The 22,543-nt window shown below is 64.5% G+C and carries 15 protein-coding genes and 4 tRNA genes; 16 read left to right on the top strand and 3 right to left on the bottom strand.

The genetic code is table 11. The features are described from left to right. The first annotated feature begins 5 nt into the window (after nt 1–5). The gene (locus V6M63_RS23690) at nt 6–3,170 is read left to right on the top strand and encodes an efflux RND transporter permease subunit (protein WP_332745928.1); all 3,165 of its coding nucleotides are present in this window, start codon (nt 6–8) and stop codon (nt 3,168–3,170) included. A 310-nt stretch (nt 3,171–3,480) separates the two neighbouring features. Beyond that, nucleotides 3,481–4,380 carry a LysR family transcriptional regulator gene (locus V6M63_RS23685; protein WP_332745926.1) on the top strand — a complete coding sequence of 300 codons (900 nt, stop codon included), beginning with the start codon at nt 3,481–3,483 and terminating at the stop codon, nt 4,378–4,380. Here V6M63_RS23685 and V6M63_RS23680 read toward each other — a convergent pair. Further along, nucleotides 4,340–5,608 (bottom strand): D-amino acid dehydrogenase, encoded by a 1,269-nt coding sequence (locus V6M63_RS23680; protein WP_332745924.1) that lies wholly within the window; start codon nt 5,606–5,608, stop codon nt 4,340–4,342. The genes V6M63_RS23685 and V6M63_RS23680 overlap by 41 nt on opposite strands. Before the next feature lie 193 nt (nt 5,609–5,801). Here V6M63_RS23680 and V6M63_RS23675 point away from each other — a divergent pair, with 193 nt between their 5' ends. The 14 genes from V6M63_RS23675 (at nt 5,802) to V6M63_RS23610 (ending at nt 20,535) form a co-directional block, all read left to right on the top strand. Beyond that, a complete protein-coding gene (locus V6M63_RS23675) occupies nt 5,802–7,148 on the top strand; it encodes an aspartate aminotransferase family protein (RefSeq protein ID WP_332745922.1) in 1,347 nt (448 codons plus the stop codon). 154 nt (nt 7,149–7,302) lie between these two features. Continuing rightward, nucleotides 7,303–8,277: a TAXI family TRAP transporter solute-binding subunit gene (locus V6M63_RS23670; protein ID WP_332745920.1), complete on the top strand. Its 975-nt coding sequence runs from the start codon at nt 7,303–7,305 to the stop codon at nt 8,275–8,277. A gap of 114 nt (nt 8,278–8,391) precedes the next feature. Further along, a complete protein-coding gene (locus V6M63_RS23665) occupies nt 8,392–10,989 on the top strand; it encodes a TRAP transporter permease (RefSeq protein ID WP_332745918.1) in 2,598 nt (865 codons plus the stop codon). Next, nucleotides 10,986–11,636, top strand: coding sequence for an aspartate/glutamate racemase family protein (locus tag V6M63_RS23660; RefSeq protein ID WP_332745916.1), 651 nt, complete (start codon nt 10,986–10,988; stop codon nt 11,634–11,636). The genes V6M63_RS23665 and V6M63_RS23660 overlap by 4 nt, the downstream gene beginning before the upstream one ends. A gap of 108 nt (nt 11,637–11,744) precedes the next feature. After that, nucleotides 11,745–11,831 (top strand) — tRNA-Leu (locus V6M63_RS23655). Nucleotides 11,832–11,913: 82 nt separating this feature from the next. After that, nucleotides 11,914–13,224 (top strand): trigger factor, encoded by a 1,311-nt coding sequence (gene tig, locus V6M63_RS23650; protein WP_056275123.1) that lies wholly within the window; start codon nt 11,914–11,916, stop codon nt 13,222–13,224. A gap of 181 nt (nt 13,225–13,405) precedes the next feature. Then, nucleotides 13,406–14,023 (top strand): ATP-dependent Clp endopeptidase proteolytic subunit ClpP, encoded by a 618-nt coding sequence (gene clpP / locus V6M63_RS23645; protein ID WP_056276336.1) that lies wholly within the window; start codon nt 13,406–13,408, stop codon nt 14,021–14,023. Nucleotides 14,024–14,138: 115 nt separating this feature from the next. Beyond that, nucleotides 14,139–15,404: an ATP-dependent Clp protease ATP-binding subunit ClpX gene (gene clpX, locus V6M63_RS23640; protein WP_159606614.1), complete on the top strand. Its 1,266-nt coding sequence runs from the start codon at nt 14,139–14,141 to the stop codon at nt 15,402–15,404. 102 nt (nt 15,405–15,506) lie between these two features. Then, nucleotides 15,507–17,939 (top strand): endopeptidase La, encoded by a 2,433-nt coding sequence (gene lon / locus V6M63_RS23635; protein ID WP_332745914.1) that lies wholly within the window; start codon nt 15,507–15,509, stop codon nt 17,937–17,939. Nucleotides 17,940–18,038: 99 nt separating this feature from the next. Next, nucleotides 18,039–18,114, top strand: a tRNA-Gly gene (locus V6M63_RS23630). A gap of 72 nt (nt 18,115–18,186) precedes the next feature. Beyond that, nucleotides 18,187–18,260, top strand: a tRNA-Cys gene (locus tag V6M63_RS23625). 116 nt (nt 18,261–18,376) lie between these two features. Further along, nucleotides 18,377–18,469: transfer RNA gene (locus V6M63_RS23620), tRNA-Leu, on the top strand. 41 nt (nt 18,470–18,510) lie between these two features. Continuing rightward, nucleotides 18,511–19,134, top strand: a complete 624-nt coding sequence (locus V6M63_RS23615) for a DUF6806 family protein (RefSeq protein WP_056275117.1) — start codon at nt 18,511–18,513, stop codon at nt 19,132–19,134. Nucleotides 19,135–19,218: 84 nt separating this feature from the next. Beyond that, entirely contained in the window at nt 19,219–20,535 is a 1,317-nt protein-coding gene (locus tag V6M63_RS23610) for an MFS transporter (protein ID WP_332745913.1), read from the top strand. On the opposite strand, the gene murI is transcribed toward V6M63_RS23610, so the two are convergent. Both murI and V6M63_RS23600 read right to left on the bottom strand, forming a co-directional pair. Next, the gene (murI, locus tag V6M63_RS23605) at nt 20,524–21,378 is read right to left on the bottom strand and encodes a glutamate racemase (protein ID WP_442909645.1); all 855 of its coding nucleotides are present in this window, start codon (nt 21,376–21,378) and stop codon (nt 20,524–20,526) included. The genes V6M63_RS23610 and murI overlap by 12 nt on opposite strands. Continuing rightward, the coding region (locus V6M63_RS23600; RefSeq protein WP_332745910.1) for a fumarate hydratase at nt 21,321–22,543 on the bottom strand (1,223 nt) is incomplete at its 5' end. The genes murI and V6M63_RS23600, both read right to left, overlap by 58 nt.

Genomic DNA, 22,543 nt, shown 5'->3' with positions numbered 1-22,543 from the left:
CCGGCATGAGCTCGTCCGACTACGCCTCCGCCGACCAGGCCGCCACCTGGGTTTCCCGCTTCAACCTCTCGCAGTGGGCGCTGGACCACCAGGCCTTCACCCGCTACCTGATGATCGTGCTCATGCTGCTGGGTGTGGCGGCCTACTTTCAGCTTGGCCAGGACGAAGACCCGCCGTTCACCTTTCGCGCCATGGTGGTGCGGGCCTACTGGCCCGGCGCCACCGCGGAGCAGGTGGCCGAGCAGGTGGCCGACCGCATCGAGAAGACGCTGCAGGAGGTGCCGTACGCAGACGTCATCCGCAGCTATTCCAAACCCGGCGAAACGCTGGTGATCTTTCAGCTGAAGGATTCATCACCGGCCGCGGAGGTGCCGCAGATCTGGTACACGGCGCGCAAGAAGATCGGCGACATGCAGGCCACCCTGCCGCAAGGCGTGGTGGGGCCGTTTTTCAACGACGAGTTCGGCGATGTGTTCGGCGTGATCTACGCGCTGCAGGGCGACGGCTTCTCGTATGCCGACAAGAAACAGGTGGCCGACAACGTGCGCCAGCAACTGCTGCGTGTGCCCGACGTGAGCAAGGTTGAACTCTTTGGAGCGCAGGACGAGAAGCTGTTCATCGAGATTTCGCAGAAACGACTGGCGGTGCTGGGGCTGAACCTGCAGCAGGTGTTCGACGCCCTGGGGCAGCAGAACGCGGTGGCCTCGGCCGGCGCGGTGCAGTCGCCGCAGGACGTGGTTCAGGTGCGCGTGGCCGGCGCCTTCAATTCGGTGGAGCAGCTCGGCGCCATGCCGATCCGCGCGGCCAACGGCACGCAGATCCGCCTGGGCGACATCGCCGACATTCGCCTGGCGTATGTGGACCCACCTCAAGTGCTGGTGCGCCACAACGGCAAGGACAGCATCGGCCTGGGCATTTCCATGGCCAAGGGCGGCGACATCATTGCGCTGGGCGAGGCACTCAAGACCACGGTGGCCGGCATCGAGGCCACGCTGCCCGCGGGCATGGTGCTGGCGCAGGTGCAGGACCAGCCCAGCGCGGTGACCCGGAGCGTGAACGAGTTCGTGACGGTGCTGATCGAGGCGGTGGTGATCGTGCTGGTGGTGAGTTTTCTCGCGCTCGGACTGCACAGGCGCGCGGGCAGCAAGGGCCTGCGCGGCTACACGCTGGACATGCGCCCCGGCCTGGTGGTCTTCATCACGATTCCACTGGTGCTGGCCATGACATTCCTGGCCATGAACTACTTCAAGATCGGCCTGCACAAGATCTCGCTGGGCTCGCTCATCATTGCCCTGGGGCTGCTGGTGGACGACGCGATCATTGCGGTGGAAATGATGGTGCGAAAGCTCGAAGAGGGCTACAGCATGGTGCGCGCGGCCACCTTCACCTGGGAGGCCACGGCCATGCCCATGCTCACCGGCACGCTGATCACGGCCGCCGGTTTCCTGCCGATCGGCCTGGCCAACTCCACCACCGGTGAATACACCTTCGCGATCTTCGCGGTGACTGTCATCGCGTTGCTGCTGTCCTGGATCGTGGCGGTGTTTTTTGTGCCCTACCTCGGTGTGCGCCTGCTCAAGGTCAAGCCCCACGTGGGTGCGGTGCACGAGGTGTTCGACGGTCCGTTCTACGTGCGCTTTCGCGCGCTGGTGGACTGGTGCGTGCAGCACCGCTGGATCACCATCGGCGCCACCGTGCTCACTTTCGTGCTGGGCATCGTCGGCATGGGCCAGGTGCAGCAGCAGTTTTTCCCGGATTCGAGCCGGCCCGAGATTCTGGTGGACGTGTGGCTGCCCGAGGGCAGCAGCATCAAGGCCATGGACGAGGTGACGAAGCGCCTGGAGGCGCGCATGACGGCCGAACAAGGTGTGACCAGCGTGAGCACCTGGATCGGCTCCGGCGTGCCGCGCTTCTATTTGCCGCTGGACCAGATCTTCCCGCAGACCAACGTGTCGCAGATGATCGTGTTGCCGCAAGACCTGAAGACCCGCGAGCGACTGCGCAAGGCGCTGCCGGCCTTGCTGGCGACCGAGTTCCCCGAGCTGCGTGGCCGCGTGAAGCTGCTGCCCAACGGCCCACCCGTGCCGTATCCGGTGCAGTTCCGCGTGGTCGGCACCGACCCGACGCAACTGCGCACGCTGGCCGACGAGGTGAAAGTGGCGATGCGCGCCAACAGCAACATGCGCGGCGTGAACGACAACTGGAACGAGTCGGTGAAGCGCTTGCGGCTGGAGGTGGACCAGGCCAAGGCGCGTGCGCTGGGTGTGTCCAGCCAGTCGATCGCGCTGGCCGCGCGCACCCTGCTCACTGGCAGCACCGTGGGCCAGTACCGCGACGGCGACAAGCTGATCGACATCGTGCTGCGCCAGCCATTGAGCGAGCGCGATGCGATCAGCGATCTGGCCAACACCTACCTGGCCACGAGCAGCGGGCAAAGCATTCCGTTGCTGCAGATTGCCAAGCCGGTGTTCGACTGGGAGGCCGGTGTGCTCTGGCGCGAGAACCGCGACTACGCGATCACGGTGCAGGGTGATGTGGTGGAAGGCCTGCAGGGCGCCACCGTCACGGCCGAGCTGCAGCCGGTGCTCAAGCAGATCAGCGACGGCTGGGCGGCGCGGGGGCTCTCCGACTACCGCATCGAAGTGGCGGGCGCCGTGGCCGAGAGCAGCAAGGGTTCGTCATCGATCGTGGTGGGCATTCCGCTCATGCTGTTCATCGTCTTCACTTTGCTCATGCTGCAGTTGCAGAGTTTCAGCCGCTCGGTGCTGGTGTTCCTCACCGGTCCGATGGGCCTGGCGGGTGTGGCGGGTGCGTTGCTGTTGCTCAACCGGCCGTTCGGTTTCGTGGCGCTGTTGGGCGTGATTGCGCTCATGGGCATGATCCAGCGCAACTCGGTGATCCTGATCGACCAGATCGAGCAGGATCGCGCGCGTGGCGTGCCGGCGTGGGACGCGGTGGTCGAATCCGCTGTGCGGCGCATGCGGCCGATCGTGCTGACCGCCGCCGCGGCGGTGTTGGCGATGATCCCGTTGTCGCGCAGCGTGTTCTGGGGCCCGATGGCGGTGGCGATCATGGGAGGCCTTGTCGTTGCGACGGTGTTGACTTTGCTGGCTTTGCCTGCGATGTATGCGGCCTGGTTTCGGGTGAAGAGGGAGCCCTTGGTGGTCTGACGGTTGTGTGCCACTGCCTCGCGGGCTCGCGGACGCGGTGTGCGCTGCTCCGCGGCTGTCCCCCGGGCCGGCTGCGCCGTCCCTCCTCCTTGATGCCGCTGCGCAGCGCACACCGCGCCCGCGAGCCGAAGTGACGCTTGCGCACCCACAGACCGACCATGAGGTCATCGGCGGCCATGGGGCACGGCGCAGCGAAATAAAGGAGGAGGGGGCCAAAGGCCCCCGGGGGACATTCGCGGAGCCGTGCCCCGTGGTCGCCGATGACCGGAGCAGCCGGAGAAGAGCACCGACCTTGGTCAACAATGGCCACATGCGACTAAGACACATCGAAGTTTTCAACGCGGTCATGCAAACCGGCAGCGTGAGCGCCGCCGCCCGCATGATCAACGTGACACAGCCCGCGGTGAGCCGCACCTTGCAGCATGCCGAGCTGCAGCTTGGATTTCAGCTCTTCCAGCGGGTCGGTGGACGACTCAAACCCACGGTGGAAGCGCAGACCCTGTACCCGCATATCGAGCGCCTGTTTGCCCAGCTCGACGAGGTGCAGCGCCTCTCGGCCAGCCTCAAGGCCGGGCGCGGCAAAGGGGAGTTGAGGGTGCTCACCGTGCTCGCATTGAGCTACGAGGTGTTCCCGCGCGCGATGCGCCTGTTTCGGGAAAAGCACCCATCGGTCGTGGTTCACCACGAGGCCCTGCATTCACCCGAGATCGTGTCGTCGCTGGTGCTGCAGGAAGCCGATGTGGGCTATGTTTTCAGTGCGGTCACGCACCCCGCGCTGGCGCAGGAGCGGCTGGCCGAGCGGCGCGTGGAATGCGTGGTGCCCAAAGGCTTGCTGAGCGCCAGACAGGTCAAGGCCGGCACGATCACGCTGGCTCAGCTCGCCAAGCTGCCGGTGATCGCGCTCGATGGGCAGGATCCCCTGGGCATGCTGCTGGCCCACACCGTGCGAGAGGCCGGCACCGGGCTCAACGAAGTGATCACGGTGCAGACCTACCACGTGGCCCTGGCGCTGGCCCACCACGGGGTGGGCGTGGCCATGGTGGAGGGGTGCACGGCCGCGTCGGCCGATCTGCAGCGGGTCGACGTGCTCACGCTGGAGCCCGCCATCCCCACCTCGGTACACATGCTGCGTCCCACGGCGCGACCCAATTCGCTCACCACGCGCGCGTTCACGCGCTGCATGCAACAGGCCCTGCAGCAACTGGCCTGAGCGAGGCTGCCAGCTCGCGCGCCACCCGCTCGGCGCTGCCGAAGGCCAGCGTGAAGCCCAGCGCGCCGTGGCCGGTGTTGAAGAACAGGTTGGATGGTGATCCGCGCAGCCGGCCGAGCACCGGCAGGCCGGTGGGGGTGGCCGGGCGCAGGCCGGCCCAGGGGTTCAGTTCGCCCTGTGCTTCCATCAGCGGAAAGACATCGCGCACGCTGGCCAGCAGCGACTGGATTCGGCCGGGGTCAATGGTCCTGTCGTGGCCCACCAGCTCGGCCATGCCGGCCACGCGCAGGCGCTCGCCGATGCGGGCAAACACCACCTTGCGCGATACATCGGTCACGTTCACCCGAGGTGCCGCGGCGCTGGCCGGCACGGTGATGCTGTAGCCCTTGAGCGGGTACACCGGCACGTTCAGTCCCAGCGGGCGGGCGAGTCGGGGTGAGGCGGAGCCCAGCGCCAGCACGAACGCGTCGGCCTCCAGGGGGCCGAGAGGTGTTTCGGCCGAGCAGACCCGACCGTTTCTGCGCACCAGCCGCGTGACCGGGGTGTCGAACACAAACCGCACGCCGCGCGCCTGCAGCAGTCGCTGCAGCTCCTGGCACACCTTGAAGCAATCGGCCGCGCATTCGCCGGGGGTGTGGATGGCGCCCGAAAAACGGGGCGCGTAACCGGCCAGGGCAGGCTCGACGGCGACCGCGTCCGCTGGCGAGAGCGCGTGTTGCACGCTGCCCAGGGATCGCTGCAGGTCCATCTGGCGCCGCGCGGCGGCAAAGGCGGCTTCATCGGGATAGAGCACGAGCTTGCCGGTGGTTGAGAAATCGCAATCGATGTTTTCCTGGGCCACCAGGCGTTCGAAGCCGGCGCGGCTTTCGGCCGCCAGCGTGAGCAGCGCGGCCGTGGTGTCGTGCGACACGCTGGCGCGGCAGGCGGCGAGAAAGCGCAGGCCCCAGGCCCATTGCTGCGGGTCCATCTGTGGGCGGAGTTTCAGCGGGGAGTCGCTGGCCAGCAGCAGCTTGGGCAACTGGCGCCAGATGCTCGGGTCGGCCAGTGGCTGCACGTAGGCGTAGCTCAGTTGCGCGCCGTTGGCCTCGCTCGCGCCGGTGCCAGCCCGTGCACTGTCGACCACGGTCACCGTGTGTCCGTCGCGGTGCAGTTGCCAGGCCGTGGCCAGACCGACGATGCCCGCGCCCAGGACGCAGACATGCAGGGAATGTGTGGGGCGGTTGTCCATGGCGCACGACTGTAGGCAGGTCAAGTGTTTCTGAAAAATGCCAACAGCGACACCGCCCATGCCACAAAGTCATGGGGCGGCGGTGGGTGGCGAGGCCATAAACGCGCGGCATGGATCGGCACCAAAAAGGCATTTTCCCAAGGGCGCGGGGCTGCCTACACTGACCCACCGTTCAACACCGCCCGCCTCATCCATGCCCACTGCCAGCTCGCCCGGGACCCGCGTCTTCCATCGCCAGCTCAGCCATTCGTTGCCCACCGCGGTCAGCGGCCAGGGCATCACGCTCACCGACGCGGGTGGCCGGACTTACCTGGACGCCTCGGGTGGCGCGGCGGTGTCCTGTCTGGGCCACGGCCACCCGGACGTGATCGCGGCCATGCACGCGCAGATCGACCAGCTCGCGTATGCGCACACCAGCTTCTTCACCACTGAGGTGGCCGAGGAACTGGCCGACCTCTTGATAGAAACGGCGCCGCCCGGCATGAGCCACGTGTATTTCGTGAGCGGAGGCTCGGAGGCGATGGAGGCTGCGCTGAAGATGGCGCGCCAGTACTTCGTGGAGATCGGTCAGCCACAGCGTCGGCATTTCATTGCCCGGCATCAGAGCTACCACGGCAACACCCTGGGCGCGCTCGCCGTCGGCGGCAACGCCTGGCGGCGCGAGCAGTTCAAGCCGCTGCTGATCGACGTGACCCATGTGGCGCCGTGTTACGAATACCGCAACCGGCGCGACGACGAAACCGCCGAGCAGTATGGCCAACGCCTGGTGGCCGAGCTGTCCGATGCCATCGACCGCCTCGGTGGCGAGAACGTGATGGCCTTCGTGGCCGAGACGGTGGGTGGCGCCACGGCGGGCGTGCTCGCGCCGGTGCCGGGTTACTTCAAGGGCGTGCGCGAACTGTGCGACCGCCACGGCATTTTGCTGATCCTGGACGAGGTGATGTGCGGCATGGGTCGCACCGGCACGCTGCACGCGTGTGAGCAGGAGGGCGTGGTGCCCGATCTGCTGGCCATCGCCAAAGGCTTGGGCGGTGGCTATCAGCCCATCGGCGCCGTGCTGGCGCAGGGCAGGGTGGTGGACGCGTTTCGCCAGGGCAGTGGTTTGTTTCAGCACGGCCACACCTACCTGGGGCATGCGATCGCCTGTGCTGCCGCGCTCGCCGTGCAGCGCGTGATCCAGCGCGACGGTTTGCTGGCGCAGGTGCGCGAGCGCGGGCAACAGCTGCAGGCACTGCTGCACCAGGCATTTGACGGCCATCCTCACGTGGGCGACATCCGCGGACGTGGCCTGTTCTGGGGCGTTGAACTCGTGGCCAACCGCGGCGACAAGCAGTGGTTCGACCCCGCGCGCAAGCTGCATGCCCGCATCAAGAGCGAAGCCATGGCCGGCGGCCTGATGGTCTATCCCATGGGTGGCACGGTGGACGGCCGCTGTGGCGATCACGTGTTGCTGGCGCCACCCTTCATCAGCACGCCGCAAGAACTGGCGCAGATCGTGGAGCGGCTTGCCGGTGCGATCGACCGGGCGGTGGCCGCCTGATGTCGGCCTTGAGTCATGACGCATTTGCATGCCCATCTGGGGTAAACCCCGTCGCCGCGAAGGCGGGTCTGCACGAAGCTTGCTTTCTCGACAAACACCTTCGTGTCCGCACCAAGTTTGTTCAACCACGTAGAAACCTCCAGGAGCCATCCGCATGAAAAACATCTCCCTCAGTCTGAGTACGCTGGCCGCTGCGGCAGCCCTCATGGTTCCCATGGCGCCGGCCCAGGCGCAACAGAAATTCATGACCATCGGCACCGGCGGTGTCACCGGCGTGTACTACGCAGCGGGTGGTGCCATTTGCCGTCTGGTGAACAAGGACCGTGCCAAGCATGGCTTTCGCTGCTCGGTGGAGTCCACCGGTGGCTCGGTGGTGAACATCAACACCATCAAGGCCGGTGAGCTCGATTTCGGCGTGTCGCAGTCCGACGTGCAGTACAACGCCGTCAACGGCGCCAAGCAGTTTGAAAAGGATGGCAAACACGCCGACCTGCGCGCCGTGTTCTCCATCCACCCCGAGCCCTTCACCGTGCTCTCGCGCAAGGAAGCGAACATCACCAAGTTCGATGACCTCAAGGGCAAGCGCTTCAACATCGGCAACCCCGGCTCGGGCACCCGTGCGGCCATGGAGGAGTACTTGAGCGCGGCAGGCTGGAAGGTCTCCGACTTCGGCCTGGCCTCCGAACTCAAGGCCGACGAACATGGCGCCGCGCTGTGCGACAACAAGATCGACGGCTTCTTCTACGGCGTGGGCCACCCCAGCGCCAACATCCAGGACCCGATCACCACCTGCGGTGCCAAGCTGGTGCCAATGACCGGCGCGGCCGTGGACAAGCTGGTGGCTGCCAACAGTTACTACGCCAAGGTCAACATTCCCGGCGGCCTGTACGCGGGTCACCCCAATCCCACGCCCACCTACGGCGTGCTGGCATCCTTCGTGACCTCGGCCAAGGTGCCGGATGCGGCGGTGTATGAGCTGGTCAAGGCGGTGTTCGAGAACTTCGACGAGTTCAAGAAGCTCCACCCCGCCTTCGGTGCGCTCGATCCGAAGGCCATGATCAAGGACGGGCTGTCCGCTCCACTGCACCCGGGTGCCATGAAGTACTACAAGGAAAAGGGCTGGATGTGACCATCAGCCCTTGACGGAGGTCTCGAGGGACTGACGCGCAAGAAAGCTCTGACATGTCAGGGCTTTTTTGTTTTCTTGTGCCGAGCAACGACAACACGAAGAAATGAGGACCGCATGAACCAGCCGACCCCACCCGAAGTCGACGTCAATCAACTGGTGGCCGACAGCGACACAGGAGGGCGGGCTCCGGGGCCATGGATGAGCCGCTTTTTGCTGTACCTGGCGATCGCGTGGTCGCTGTTCCAGCTCTGGATTGCCTCTCCGCTGCCGTTCACATGGGGCGTGTTCGTCTTCAACGACACCGAGTCGCGCGCCATCCACCTGGCCTTTGCGATCTTCCTGAGCTACATGGCCTATCCGGCCTTCCGGCGATCGCCTCGTGCCCATGTGCCGGTCACCGACTGGATTTTCGCCATCGCCGGTGCGTTCTGCGCGGCTTACCTGTTCCTGTTCTACAAGGAGCTGTCAACCCGTCCGGGGCAACCGACGGACATGGACGTGTACACCGCTGCGGTCGGTGTCGTGCTGCTGCTGGAGGCCACACGCCGGGTGCTGGGACTGCCGATGGTCATCGTGGCCGCGGTGTTCCTGGTCTACACCTTCGGCGGGCCCTACATGCCCGACATGATTGCCCATCGCGGCTTTTCGCTCAACCGCGCCATGAGCCACCAATGGCTGACCACGGAGGGCGTGTTTGGCGTGGCGCTGGGTGTGTCGAGCAGCTTCATCTTCCTGTTCGTGCTGTTCGGTTCGTTGCTGGACAAGGCAGGCGCGGGCAACTACTTCATCAAGTCCGCGTTTGCGTTGCTGGGGCACATGCGGGGCGGTCCGGCCAAGGCGGCCGTGCTGTCCTCGGCGGCCACCGGCATCATTTCGGGCTCGTCGATCGCCAACGTGGTGACCACCGGCACCTTCACCATTCCGCTCATGAAGCGCGTCGGCTACAGGCCTGATCAGGCCGGCGCGGTCGAGGTCTCGAGTTCGGTCAATGGTCAGATCATGCCTCCCGTGATGGGCGCCGCGGCGTTCCTGATGGTGGAGTACGTGGGCATTCCCTACATCGAAGTGATGAAGCATGCCTTCCTGCCAGCCATCATTTCCTATATCGCGCTGCTTTACATCGTGCACCTGGAGGCGCTCAAGGCCAACATGAAGGGTCTGCCGCGGCGTGGCACCGGCACCGCGGGCTCTCGCCTGCTGTCCTTTGCCCTCACACTGTCCGGCTTCCTCGTGCTCGCCGGGGCGGTCTACTGGGGCATCGGCTGGATCAAGTCCCTGATGGGGGATGCCGCCATCTGGGTGGTCGGCGCCGGCCTGCTGGCGGCATACGTGGGCCTGCTGTGGTTTGGTGCGAAGCAACCCCAGCTGGAGCTGGACGACCCGAACGCACCCGTGTTCGAGTTGCCCGAGACGGGGCCTACCGTGAAGTCGGGCCTGCACTACCTGCTGGCCGTGGTGGTGCTGATCTGGTGTCTGATGGTCGAGCAGATGTCCCCGGGGCTCTCGGCCTTCTGGGCGACGATGTTCATGATCTTTGTCATGGTCACCCAGAAGCCCATCATTGCGCACTTCCGCGGACACGGCCAGATTGCGGCCGCCGCGAAGCTCGGCTTTGCAGATCTGGTCGAAGGCCTGGCCACCGGCGCGCGCAACATGATCGGCATTGGCGTGGCAACGGCCGCGGCCGGCATCATCGTCGGTACGGTCTCGCTCACCGGTGTCGGCCTGGTCATGACAGAACTGGTCGAACTGCTGTCGGGCGGCAACCTCATGCTCATGTTGGTGCTGGTGGCGTTGATCAGCTTGATTCTGGGCATGGGCCTGCCCACGACGGCCAACTACATCGTGGTCTCCACGCTGATGGCACCGGTGGTTGTGGAGCTGGGTGCGCAAAGCGGGCTGATCGTGCCCCTGATCGCCGTGCATCTTTTCGTGTTTTATTTCGGCCTCATGGCCGATGTGACGCCGCCAGTGGGCCTGGCTTCGTTCGCGGCGGCGGCCATTGCGCGTGCCGATCCCATCAAGACCGGCATCACGGCCTTTGCCTACAGCATGCGCACGGCCATCCTGCCCTTCCTGTTCATCTTCAACACGCAGCTGCTCTTCATTGGTCTCACCGGGCCCTTCCACCTGCTGCTGACGGTGGTGAGCGCTGTCGTGGCCATGCTGGTGTTCGCAGCGGCAACCCAGGGTTATTTCATCGTGCGATCGCGCTGGTACGAATCCCTGGCACTGCTGCTGGTCACGTTCACGCTGTTCCGGCCTGGTTTCTGGTGGGACATGGTCTACCCGCCTTACGAACAGGTGCCGGCGGCGAAGATGTCCGCGCTGATCGAGGCGGCCCCTGCCAATGCGGGCAAGCGCCTCTGGATAGAGGGCACCAACTTGAACGGAGAGGACATTCGCAAAGGCGTGCTGCTGCCTCTGGGGGCGCAGGCGCCGGCTCGAGAGCGCCTGTCCAGTGCGGGCGTGAGCGTGGTGGCACAGGGCGACGAACTGCTGATCTCGGGTATCAAGTTCGGCAGCCCGGCCGAGAAGCTGGGCATGGAACAGGGCTTCCGCATCGTCTCGGCAGAGATCGATGCGGCGCGGCCGGCCAAGGAATGGGTGTTCTTGCCGGCGGTGCTTCTGCTGATGGTGGTGATGGGACTGCAGCGCCTGCGCCGACCTCGCAAGGGCAGTGTCGCGCCGGCGGGAGGAACTGCCGCGTGACAAGACTGGCACTGATCCATGCGCTGGCCCATTCGGTCGCCCCGATCAATGAGGAGCTCTCTCGGGCCTGGCCGGAGGCGGTGCGCATGAACCTGCTCGACGACAGCCTCTCGGCCGATCTGGCGCGCAGCGGCACCGGGCTGGATGCGGCCATGCACCAGCGCTTCGAGTCGCTGGCGGCCTACGCCGAAGGTACGGGCGCCAACGCGATCCTGTTCACCTGTTCGGCTTTCGGGTCCTGCATCGAAGCCGTGGCGGCGCGCCGGCCGCACATGCCGGTGCTCAAGCCCAACGAAGCCATGGTGGCGGAAGCGGTGGCCGTGGCGCGGGGCGGACGCATCGGCCTGGTGGCGTCCTTCGCCCCCACCCTGACGTCCATGCCGCCGGAGTTCCCGCCCGGCACCCAGCTGGTCACCCGCCTGGCCGAGGGTGCGATGGAGGCGCTCAACCGGGGTGACACCGCCGAGCACGACGCCCTGGTCGTCGAGGCCGCGCGCTGGCTCGCCGACCAGGGCTGCGATGCGATTGCATTGGCGCAGTTCAGCATGGCACGCGCGCAGATGGCGGTGCACAGGGCCGTGGACCTGCCGGTGCTCACCACACCGGGCAGCGCCGTGCGCATGCTGCGCCACCGCTTGGGGGCTTGAACAGCGTCCGGACCGCTTGCTGGCAAGGGCTACAATCGAGGGTTGCCGTGAGGAGGACAAGGCGTGGCGCAGACCCCATCTGCGCCGGGCCCGAAACCCCAACCAGGCGCGCGGGTGGCGAAATTGGTAGACGCACCAGGTTTAGGTCCTGACGCCAGCAATGGTGTGGGGGTTCGAGTCCCCCCCCGCGCACCACCACAGACACATGCATTCCCCGGTTCGTCCAGGCAGGCTGGCCGAACCGCAATTTTTGGGCATCACCCTTTTGGAGAGAACCATGACCGTGACCGTTGAAACCCTGGAAAAGCTCGAGCGCAAGATCACGCTCTCGCTGCCGGCCAATGTGATCCAGAACGAGGTGGCGAACCGCCTCAAGCGCCTGGCTCGTGATGTGAAGATGGACGGTTTCCGTCCGGGCAAAGTGCCCATGAACGTGGTCGCCCAGCGCTACGGTTATTCGGTCCACTACGAAGTGATGAACGACAAGGTCGGCGAGGCTTTCGCCACCGCCGCCAACGAAGCGCAGCTGCGTGTCGCCGGCCAGCCCAAGATCACCGAAAAGGAAGGCGCACCCGAGGGCGAGCTGACCTTTGACGCGGTGTTCGAGGTGTACCCCGAAGTCAAGATCGGTGATCTGGCCACCGCCACGGTGGACAAGGTCTCGGCTGAAGTCGATGCCGCCGCCATCGACCGCACGCTGGACATCCTGCGCAAGCAGCGCCGCACCTTCGCGCAGCGCGCGCAAGACCAGGCCGCACAGGACGGTGACCGTGCCACCATCGATTTCGCCGGCAAGATCGACGGCGAGCCGTTCGAAGGCGGCAAGGCCGAAGCCTTCCAGTTCATCGTGGGCGATGGCCAGATGCTCAAGGAATTCGAAGACGCCGTGCGTGGCATGAAGCAAGGTGAAAGCAAGACTTTCCCGCTGGCCTTCCCCGAGGACTACCACGGCAAGGATGTGGCCGGCAAGACCGCCGACTTCCTGGTCACCGTCAACAAACTTGAGGCCGCCCACCTGCCCGAGGTGGACGAGGCCCTGGCCAAGTCGCTCGGCATCGCCGACGGCACGGTTGACGGCCTGCGCGCCGACATCAAGAAGAACCTGGAGCGCGAAGTCAAGTTCCGCCTGCAGGCCCGCAACAAGCAGTCCGTGATGGACGCGCTGATCGCCACGTCCGAACTCGACCTGCCCAAGTCGGTGGTGCAGTCCGAACTCGACCGCCTGGTCGAAGGAGCGCGCGCCGACCTCAAGCAGCGCGGTGTGAAGGATGCCGAGAAGGCCCCGATCCCCGAAGAGCTGTTCCGCCCACAGGCCGAGCGACGCGTGCGCCTGGGTCTGGTGGTGGCCGAACTGGTGCGCGCCAACGAGCTGCACGCCAAGCCCGAGCAGATCAAGGCCCACATCGACGAGCTGTCCGCTTCCTATGAGAAGCCGGCCGACGTCGTGCGCTGGTACCAGGGCGACAACCGCCGCATGGCCGAAGTTGAAGCCATCGTGATCGAGAACAACGTGACCGAGTTCGTGTTGTCCAAGGCCCAGATCACCGAAAAGGCGGTCAGCTTCGACGAACTGATGGCTCAAAACTGATCGGCCTGCCGGGCCTGATCGCAGAGGGCGGAGCGATCCGCCCTTTTTTTTGCCGATTTGAACCCCACGTGCGACCCACTGTCCTTTTGGCGCCTCAAAGGCCATCGCCCTTGTGTGCATACGGCCACAGTGGGTTGGTTACAGTAGTGACACGGCAATGCAACAACACATGGAGAAACGCATGAGCGCAATGGACATTCAAGGCTTGGGCATGGTGCCCATGGTGATCGAAACCTCGGGTCGCGGCGAGCGTGCCTACGACATCTATTCGCGCCTGCTCAAAGAGCGCGTGATCTTCCTGGTGGGTGAGGTCAACGACCATTCGGCCAACCTCGTGGTGGCACAGTTGTTGTTTCTGGAGAGCGAAAACCCCGACAAGGACATTTCGTTCTACATCAACTCTCCAGGTGGGTCGGTGAGCGCCGGCATGGCGATTTTCGACACCATGAACTTCATCAAACCCGATGTATCCACGCTGTGCTGCGGTTTTGCGGCCAGCATGGGGGCATTCCTTCTGGCGGCGGGCGCCAAGGGCAAGCGGTTCTCGCTGCCCAATTCCAAGATCATGATCCACCAGCCTTCTGGTGGCAGCCGCGGCCAGGCGACCGAGATCGAAATCCAGGCGCGCGAGATCCTGAAGACCCGCGAGCAACTCAACAAGATCCTGGCCGAACGCACCGGCCAGCCTCTGGAGCGCATTGCGCGCGATACCGAGCGCGACTACTACATGTCCGCCGCTGAATCGGCCGAGTACGGCCTGATCGACAAAGTGATCGACAAACGTCCGAGCGCGAACTGAGTCCGACCGTGCGGCGAAAAGCGGGAGACAGTGCCAATAAAGGCACTTTTCCCGGGTTTGGCGCCCGGAAGGCTTGATCTATCATTGTTCTTACTGTTCCACCTGACCTTCCCCTATGGCCGACAAAAAAGCCGCCTCCAGCGAAAAAGCGCTCTACTGCTCCTTCTGCGGTAAGAGCCAGCACGAGGTCAAGAAGCTCATCGCTGGCCCCTCGGTGTTCATCTGCGACGAATGCATCGACCTGTGCAACGACATCATCCGTGACGAGTTGCCCGGCCTTGAGTCGGTGAAGGCGTCGGGCGAAGACGTGCCCACGCCCTCTGACCTGAAATCCAACCTCGACAACTACGTGATTGGCCAGCAGGGTGCCAAGCGTGCTCTGGCCGTGGCGGTCTACAACCACTACAAGCGGTTGCGCCACAAGCAGACGGCCCGCAAGGACGATGTGGAACTGGCCAAGAGCAACATCCTGCTGATCGGACCCACGGGTTCGGGCAAGACGCTGCTGGCCCAGACCATGGCGCGCATGCTCAATGTGCCGTTCGTCATGGCCGACGCCACCACGCTGACCGAAGCCGGCTACGTGGGTGAAGACGTGGAAAACATCGTGGCCAAGCTGCTGCAGAGTTGCAACTACGACGTCGAGCGCGCTCAGCAGGGCATCGTCTACATCGACGAGATCGACAAGATCACCCGCAAGTCCGACAACCCGTCCATCACCCGCGACGTGTCGGGCGAGGGGGTGCAGCAGGCCTTGCTCAAGCTCATTGAGGGCACCATGGCCTCGGTGCCGCCCCAAGGCGGGCGCAAGCACCCCAACCAGGATTTCCTGCAGGTCGACACGACCAACATCCTGTTCATCTGCGGCGGCGCGTTTGCCGGCCTGGAGAAAATCATCGAGAACCGCACCGAGGCCTCGGGCATCGGCTTCGGCGCCACGGTGAAAAGCAAGAAGCAACGCAGCCTGACCGAAGCTTTCAAGGAAATTGAACCCGAAGACCTGATCAAGTTCGGCCTGATCCCCGAGCTGGTGGGCCGTGTGCCCGTGATCGCCGCGTTGTCGGAACTCAGCGAGGACGCGCTGGTCGAAATCCTCACCGAGCCCAAGAACGCCGTGGTCAAGCAGTTCTCGCGCTTGCTGGCCATGGAAGGCGCCGAACTGGAAGTGCGTCCCGCCGCGCTCAAGGCGATCGCCCGCAAGGCGTTGGCCCGCAAGACGGGCGCTCGCGGCCTGCGATCGATCCTCGAGAACGCGTTGATCGACACGATGTTCGAACTGCCGAGCATGAACAATGTCGAGAAGGTGGTGGTGGACGAGTCCACCATCGACGAAAACAAGCCGCCTTTGCTGGTTTACCGCGAGGCGGCCAAGCAGGCCTGAATAGGCCTGCGATGACGGGCGCTGCAGGAAGCGCCCTTTAGCGATGCGTCCGGTTGATATCGCCCGCACCAACCCCAGTTACCTGTTTTAGTCGAGGTTGAAATGTCCGGACAAACCCCTCTCCCCAGTTCCCCGGTTGACTTGCCGTTGCTGCCGCTGCGCGACGTGGTGGTGTTCCCGCACATGGTGATCCCTCTGTTCGTGGGTCGTCCCAAGAGCATCAAGGCGCTCGAGTCGGCCATGGAGTCCGAGCGCCGCATCATGCTGGTGGCGCAAAAAGCGGCGGCCAAAGATGAACCGTCGACCGACGACATGTTCGAAATGGGCTGTGTGGCCACCATCCTGCAGATGCTCAAGTTGCCCGACGGTACCGTGAAGGTGCTGGTAGAAGGTGTGCAGCGCGCCAAGGTGTTGGCCATTCGCGATGGCGAGAGCCATTTCATTGCCAGCGTGAGCCCGGTCGATCCGGTGGTCGAGCGTGCCGACACGCAGTCCAACGAACTGGAGGCCCTGCGCCGCGCGGTGATGCAGCAGTTTGACCAGTACGTCAAACTCAACAAGAAGATCCCGTCGGAAATCCTGACCTCGATCTCCAGCATCGATGATCCAGGCCGCCTGGCCGACACCATCGCCGCGCACCTGCCGCTCAAACTGGAATCCAAGCAGGTCGTGCTCGATCTGGATCCGGTCAACAAGCGACTGGAAAACCTGTTCGAGCAGCTCGAACGCGAGGTCGACATCCTCAACGTCGACAAGAAGATCCGTGGCCGCGTGAAGCGCCAGATGGAGAAGAACCAGCGCGACTTCTATCTCAACGAACAGGTCAAGGCGATCCAGAAGGAACTCGGCGAAGGTGAAGAGGGCGCCGACATCGAAGAGATCGAGAAGAAGATCAAGGCCGCCAAGATGCCCGCCGAGGCGCGCAAGAAGGCAGACGCCGAGTTCAAGAAGCTCAAGCTGATGTCGCCCATGTCTGCTGAGGCCACCGTGGTGCGCAACTACATCGACGCTCTGGTGGCGCTGCCCTGGAGCAAGAAGACCAAGATCAAGCACGACCTGGCGCACGCCGAGGCGGTGCTCAACGAAGACCACTACGGACTGGAGAAGGTCAAGGACCGCATCCTTGAGTATCTTGCTGTGCAACAGCGCGTGGAAAAGGTCAAAGCGCCCATTCTGTGCCTGGTGGGCCCGCCCGGCGTGGGCAAGACCTCGCTGGGGCAGTCGGTGGCCAAGGCTACCGGGCGCAAGTACGTTCGCATGGCGCTGGGCGGCATGCGTGACGAGGCCGAAATCCGAGGACACCGCCGCACCTACATCGGCGCCATGCCGGGCAAGGTATTGCAGAGCCTGACCAAGGTCGGCACGCGCAACCCCCTGTTCCTGCTCGACGAGATCGACAAGCTGGGCACCGACTTCCGTGGTGACCCGTCGAGCGCGCTGCTCGAGGTGCTGGATCCTGAGCAGAACCACACCTTCGGCGACCACTATGTCGAGGTCGATTTTGATCTGTCCGATGTGATGTTCGTGGCGACCTCGAACTCGATGAACATTCCGCCGGCCCTGCTGGACCGCATGGAAGTGATCCGCCTTTCGGGCTACACCGAAGAGGAAAAGACCAACATCGCGATGCGCTACCTGCTGCCCAAACAGCTCAAGAACAACGGTCTGAAAGAGGGCGAACTTGAGGTGAAGGAAGAGGCGGTGCGCGACATCGTTCGTTACTACACCCGCGAGGCAGGTGTGCGTTCGCTGGAACGCGAGCTCTCCAAGATTTGCCGCAAGGTGGTCAAGGGATTGCTGCTCAAGAAGTACACGCCCACCGTGGTGGTGGATGCCGAGAACCTCAACGACTTCCTGGGTGTGCGCAAGTACAGCTATGGCCGTGCCGAGGCGCAGAACCAGGTCGGCCAGGTGGTCGGTCTGGCGTGGACCGAAGTGGGTGGCGATCTGCTCACCATCGAGGTTGCGATCATGCCGGGCAAGGGCATCATCACCCGCACCGGTTCGCTGGGCGACGTGATGAAGGAGTCCGTGGAAGCGGCCCGGACCGTGGTGCGCAGCCGTGCCCGCATGCTGGGCATCAAGGACGAGCAGTTCGACAAGCGCGACATCCACATCCACGTGCCCGATGGCGCCACGCCCAAGGACGGACCGAGCGCAGGTGCTGCCATGACCACGGCCCTCGTGTCGTCGATCACCGGCATCCCGGTGCGAGCCGATGTGGCGATGACCGGTGAGATCACCTTGCGCGGCGAAGTCACGGCCATTGGCGGCTTGAAAGAGAAGCTGCTGGCTGCCCTGCGCGGCGGCATCAAGACGGTGATCATTCCTGAAGAGAACGTCAAGGACTTGGCCGACATTCCGGACAACGTCAAGCAAGGTCTGGAAATCGTGCCGGTGAAATGGATCGACAAAGTGTTGGCCATTGCACTCGAACGCCAACCAGTGCCGCTGACGGACGAAGAGGTGGCGGCGCAGATCGCAGCGGCTTCCACGCGCACGCCTACGCCCGGGCAGGACGCGGTAAAACATTGATCAAAAATATTGAGTGGGCTTGAAAGAGGATCGATTTTTAGGTTAGAATTTCGGTTTCCGGCAGACAAGCGGAACAGCATGAAGAAGATGCTGAAAAATGCGGGAATAGCTCAGTTGGTAGAGCGCAACCTTGCCAAGGTTGAGGTCGCGAGTTCGAGTCTCGTTTCCCGCTCCAGATTCAAAAAGGGAAGCTCTGCTTCCCTTTTTTGTAGCCTTTTCAGATCGGTGCTTTGGTACCGACCCTGATGGCGCGATAGCAAAGCGGTTATGCCCCGGATTGCAAATCCGGTTAGTCCGGTTCGACTCCGGATCGCGCCTCCAGATCATTCGCAACCCCGCCAACTTGAACATTGCCGGGGTTGTTTCATTTCAGCCGTCTGGTTCATGGGGGCTCGCTCGCATCCCAAGGAGTCGCCACCTGCGACAATCCGCACTCGGCCTCGATGGTGAAATTGGTAGACACAGCGGACTTAAAATCCGCCGCCATCCCGAAAGGGAGCGTACCGGTTCGACCCCGGTTCGAGGCACCAGAACTAGGTTTTTTCCGGTTTCGCCGGTACAGTGAGCTTTCATGACCCGATACAACGCGCCCTTCGAAATCCACGTGCATGGCGACGTGCCCCTGCGCGAGGATGTGGTCTATGCGCAGATCCAGGACGCCCTCAAACCTGTGTGGGTATATGCAGGTGCCAAGTCGCTGGCCGCGGCGGCGGAAAGCAGCTACGAAGACGAGCCAGGCATCCGCTTTGATGCCGAAGCCCATGTGCTGCAGATCTGCTGGACCGTGCCCGGCGACGAGGACTTTCGCCAGGTGATCGAAGAAGCCTGCATGGGCCTCAATGACATTGCGGCCACCGGTGCTCCGCTGGAGGTGTCGTTCTACGACGCCGAGTTTGACGAAGAGGACGAATCCTCCGAGGAGGAAGCGCGCGACGACTTCCTGATGTGCTTTGTCGGACCTACGCCGGCCGCCATCATGCAGGTGCAGCGCGATTTGCTGGTGCAGGATGTGCTCCACGTCATGGAGCGCCACTTTGATGCCGCCGAACTGGGCGACGTGGTGGGCGCCATCGACAAGCTCTTCACCCAGCGCTTTGATGCCCTGGTGAGTTCCATGCAACTGGGCAAACCCCCGCGCGGCTACGGTGGTCCTTCGGGCCATGGTGGCCCGCGCAAGCCGCGCCACCTGCACTGATCCGCGACGGGATGCGTGGGCCTGACATCCTCAGGCCCTAGACTGCGCTGCATGGCGGGACTCCAGCCCGCCGCCGGAGCGTCCATGCCTTTCTTTTCCACCGATGCCCTGAACCCGGGCGTGCGCAAGCGCGAGGTGTTCGGCTGGGCGATGTTCGACTTCGCCAACTCGGGCTACACCACGGTGGTGTTGACCGCGGTGTTTGCCGCCTACTTCGTGGGCGCTGTGGCAGATGGTGCCACGTGGGCCGCGTTCGCATGGACGGCTGCCTTGAGCGTGTCGCACCTGATCGTGATGCTGACCGTTCCGGCCATGGGCGCCTGGGCCGATCAGCACGCCGCAAAGAAACGGCTCTTGATGCTGACGACTGTGGGCTGTGTGCTCGCCACGGCCGCGCTGGCCCTGGTGGGGCCCGGGGCGGTCGTGTTGGCCATGCTGCTCATCGTGGTGTCCAACGTGTTCTTTGCCTGGGGAGAGTCCCTTGTGGCGGCATTCCTTCCGGAACTGGCCAGGCCGTCGGCGATGGGTCGTGTGAGCGGATGGGGTTGGAGCCTGGGCTACTGCGGGGGCATGCTGGCCCTGGGCGTGAGCCTGGCCTATGTGTTGTGGGCGCAGGCACAAGGGCAGAAGGCCGCCGAGTTCGTGCCGGTGACGATGTTGATCACGGCTGCCGTGTTCGCGGTTGCGTCTTTGTTCACCCTGGTTTTGTTGCGCGAACGCGCAAGGCCTCAAACCGGCTTGAGCACAGGGTCGGCCTGGCGGCAGTCGTACCGTCAGTTGCGCAGCACGTTTCAGCAGGCGCGGCGCTACCAGGACTTCATGTGGCTGCTCGCCTGCGTCACCGCTTACCAGGGTGGTGTGGCGGTGGCGATCACGCTGGCGGCCATTTACGCCGAGCAGGTGATCGGCTTCGTGCAGCAGGAAACCATGGTGTTGATCTTCGTGCTCAACATCGCAGCCATGGTGGGTGCGTTCGCCTTCGGTTACTGGCAAGACCGCCTGGGTCACAAGCTGGCGCTGGGCATCACGCTGGTGGGCTGGGTCGCCACCTGCGTCATCGCGGCCATCACCACCACCAAGGGTGGTTTCTGGTACGCCGCTGCCATTGCGGGGGTGTGCATGGGCTCCAGCCAGTCGTCGGGCCGCGCGATGGCCGGCATGCTGGCTCCATCGGCGCAACTCGCCGAGTTCTTCGGTCTGTGGACCTTTGCCACCCGCGTGGCCAGCATCATCGGGCCGCTGAGCTATGGCGCCATCACCTGGATGACGGGGGGCAACCAGCGGCTGGCCATCGGGTCCACCGCCTTGCTGTTCGTGATCGGGTTGCTGTTGCTGATTCCGGTCAACATGAAGCGCGGTCGGGAGGCCGCGCTTCAAACGGTCAGCACGTCAGGCCAGTAGCTGCTCGGCGCGGGTCTGCAGGCCGAGCCAGCGGCTGGCCGCCTGCGACAGTTTTGCTGGATCGCCGGTCGACAACAGCACAGGCGGCGTCGCATGGGCCGCGACCCCGATGGACAGGCCCAACACGTCGCGTGTGCGGCGTGCGACGGCGATGCCCGTGTCGACCAAGGTCACGTCGGGCCCCAGAAGTCGCGTCAGAACATCTGCGGCGAAGGGGTAGTGCGTGCAGCCCAGCACCACGGTATCCATGTCCCCGGGAGCGTGTTCGCGCAGCGCGGCCACGTAACGTTCGCACAGGGACTGTCGGGTCCGCAGGTCGTCACGCTCGATCGCGTCGGCCAGGCCATCGCAGGGCTGGCAGATGAAATGCACTGGGCTTGAAGCCGCGCTTTCCAGTTGCGAGCGCAGGCGCGCGAAACGTCCGCTGTTGAGCGTGCCGCGCGTGGCGAGCACACCGATGTGACGCGTGAGGCTCATGGCCGCAGCGGGCTTGAGCGCAGGCTCCACGCCCACGATGGGAAGGTCGGGGTGGGTGGCGCGCAGGCTGTCAATGGCGAGAGCGGTGGCGGTGTTGCAGGCAACCACCAGGGCATCGATGTGGTGGGTGTGGCGCAGCCAGGCGGTGATGCGTTCCGATCGCTCGGTGATCTCGGCCACCGTGCGCTCGCCGTACGGCGCGTACGCGCTGTCGGCCACATACACAAAACGCACCCCGGGCAATTCGGCCAGCAGGGCGCGCAGCACGCTCAGGCCGCCGACCCCGCTGTCGAACACCCCGACGGTTTTCAAGCAGCGGCGACGCTGATGCCCTTGAACTCGCCAGTGGCGATGCGCTTCTGCCATTCGGCCGGGCCGGTGATGTGCGCGCTGGTGCCGCCCGAATCCACCGCCACCGTCACCGGCATGTCGACCACGTCGAATTCGTAGATGGCTTCCATGCCGAGGTCTTCAAAGCCCACCACCTTGGCGTGTTTGATGGCCTTGGACACGAGGTAGGCCGCGCCGCCCACGGCCATGAGGTAAGCGCTCTTGTGTTGTTTGATGGATTCGATGGCGACCGGGCCGCGCTCGGCCTTGCCGATCATGGCGATCAGGCCGGTCTGCTCCAGCATCATGTCGGTGAAGCCGTCCATGCGTGTGGCGGTGGTCGGGCCGGCGGGGCCCACGGCCTCGTCGCGCACCGGGTCGACCGGGCCGACGTAGTAAATGACGCGGTCGGTGAAGTCCACCGGCAGCTTTTCGCCTTTGGCGAGCATGGTCTGGATGCGTTTGTGCGCGGCATCGCGGCCGGTGAGCATCTTGCCGTTGAGCAGCAAGGTCTGGCCGGGCTTCCAGCTGGCCACCTCGGCCTTGGTGAGCTTGTTCAGGTCCACACGCTGGCTCTTCTGCGTGTCGGGCACCCAGTTCACGTTGGGCCACAGGTCCAGGCTGGGCGCTTCCAGGTAGACCGGGCCGCTGCCGTCGAGCACGAAGTGCGCGTGGCGCGTGGCGGCGCAGTTGGGGATCATGGCCACGGGTTTGCTGGCCGCGTGCGTGGGGTACATCTTGATCTTGATGTCGAGCACGGTGGTGAGACCGCCCAGGCCCTGCGCGCCGATGCCCAGGGCGTTGACCTTCTCGTAGAGCTCCAGGCGCAGTTCTTCCACCTGCGTGAGCTTCTCGCCCTTGGATGCCTTGGCCTGCAGCTCGTACATGTCGATGTCGTCCATGAGGCTCTCTTTGGCCATCAGCACGGCCTTCTCGGCGGTGCCGCCGATGCCGATGCCCAGCATGCCCGGCGGGCACCAGCCGGCGCCCATGGTGGGCACGGTCTTCATCACCCAGTCGGCAACGGAATCGCCGGGGTTGAGCATGATCATCTTGCTCTTGTTCTCGCTGCCGCCGCCCTTGGCCGCCACCGTCACTTCCACCGTGTCGCCGGGCACGAGCTCGGTGAAGATCACGGCGGGCGTGTTGTCCTTGGTGTTCTTGCGCGCGAACTGCGGGTCGGCCACGACCGAGGCGCGCA

The organism is Hydrogenophaga sp. (assembly GCF_036675665.1).
Lineage (GTDB): Bacteria > Pseudomonadota > Gammaproteobacteria > Burkholderiales > Burkholderiaceae_C > Hydrogenophaga.
Note: the sequence above shows the minus strand (reverse complement) of the source record. Positions and strands in the feature narration are given on the sequence as shown.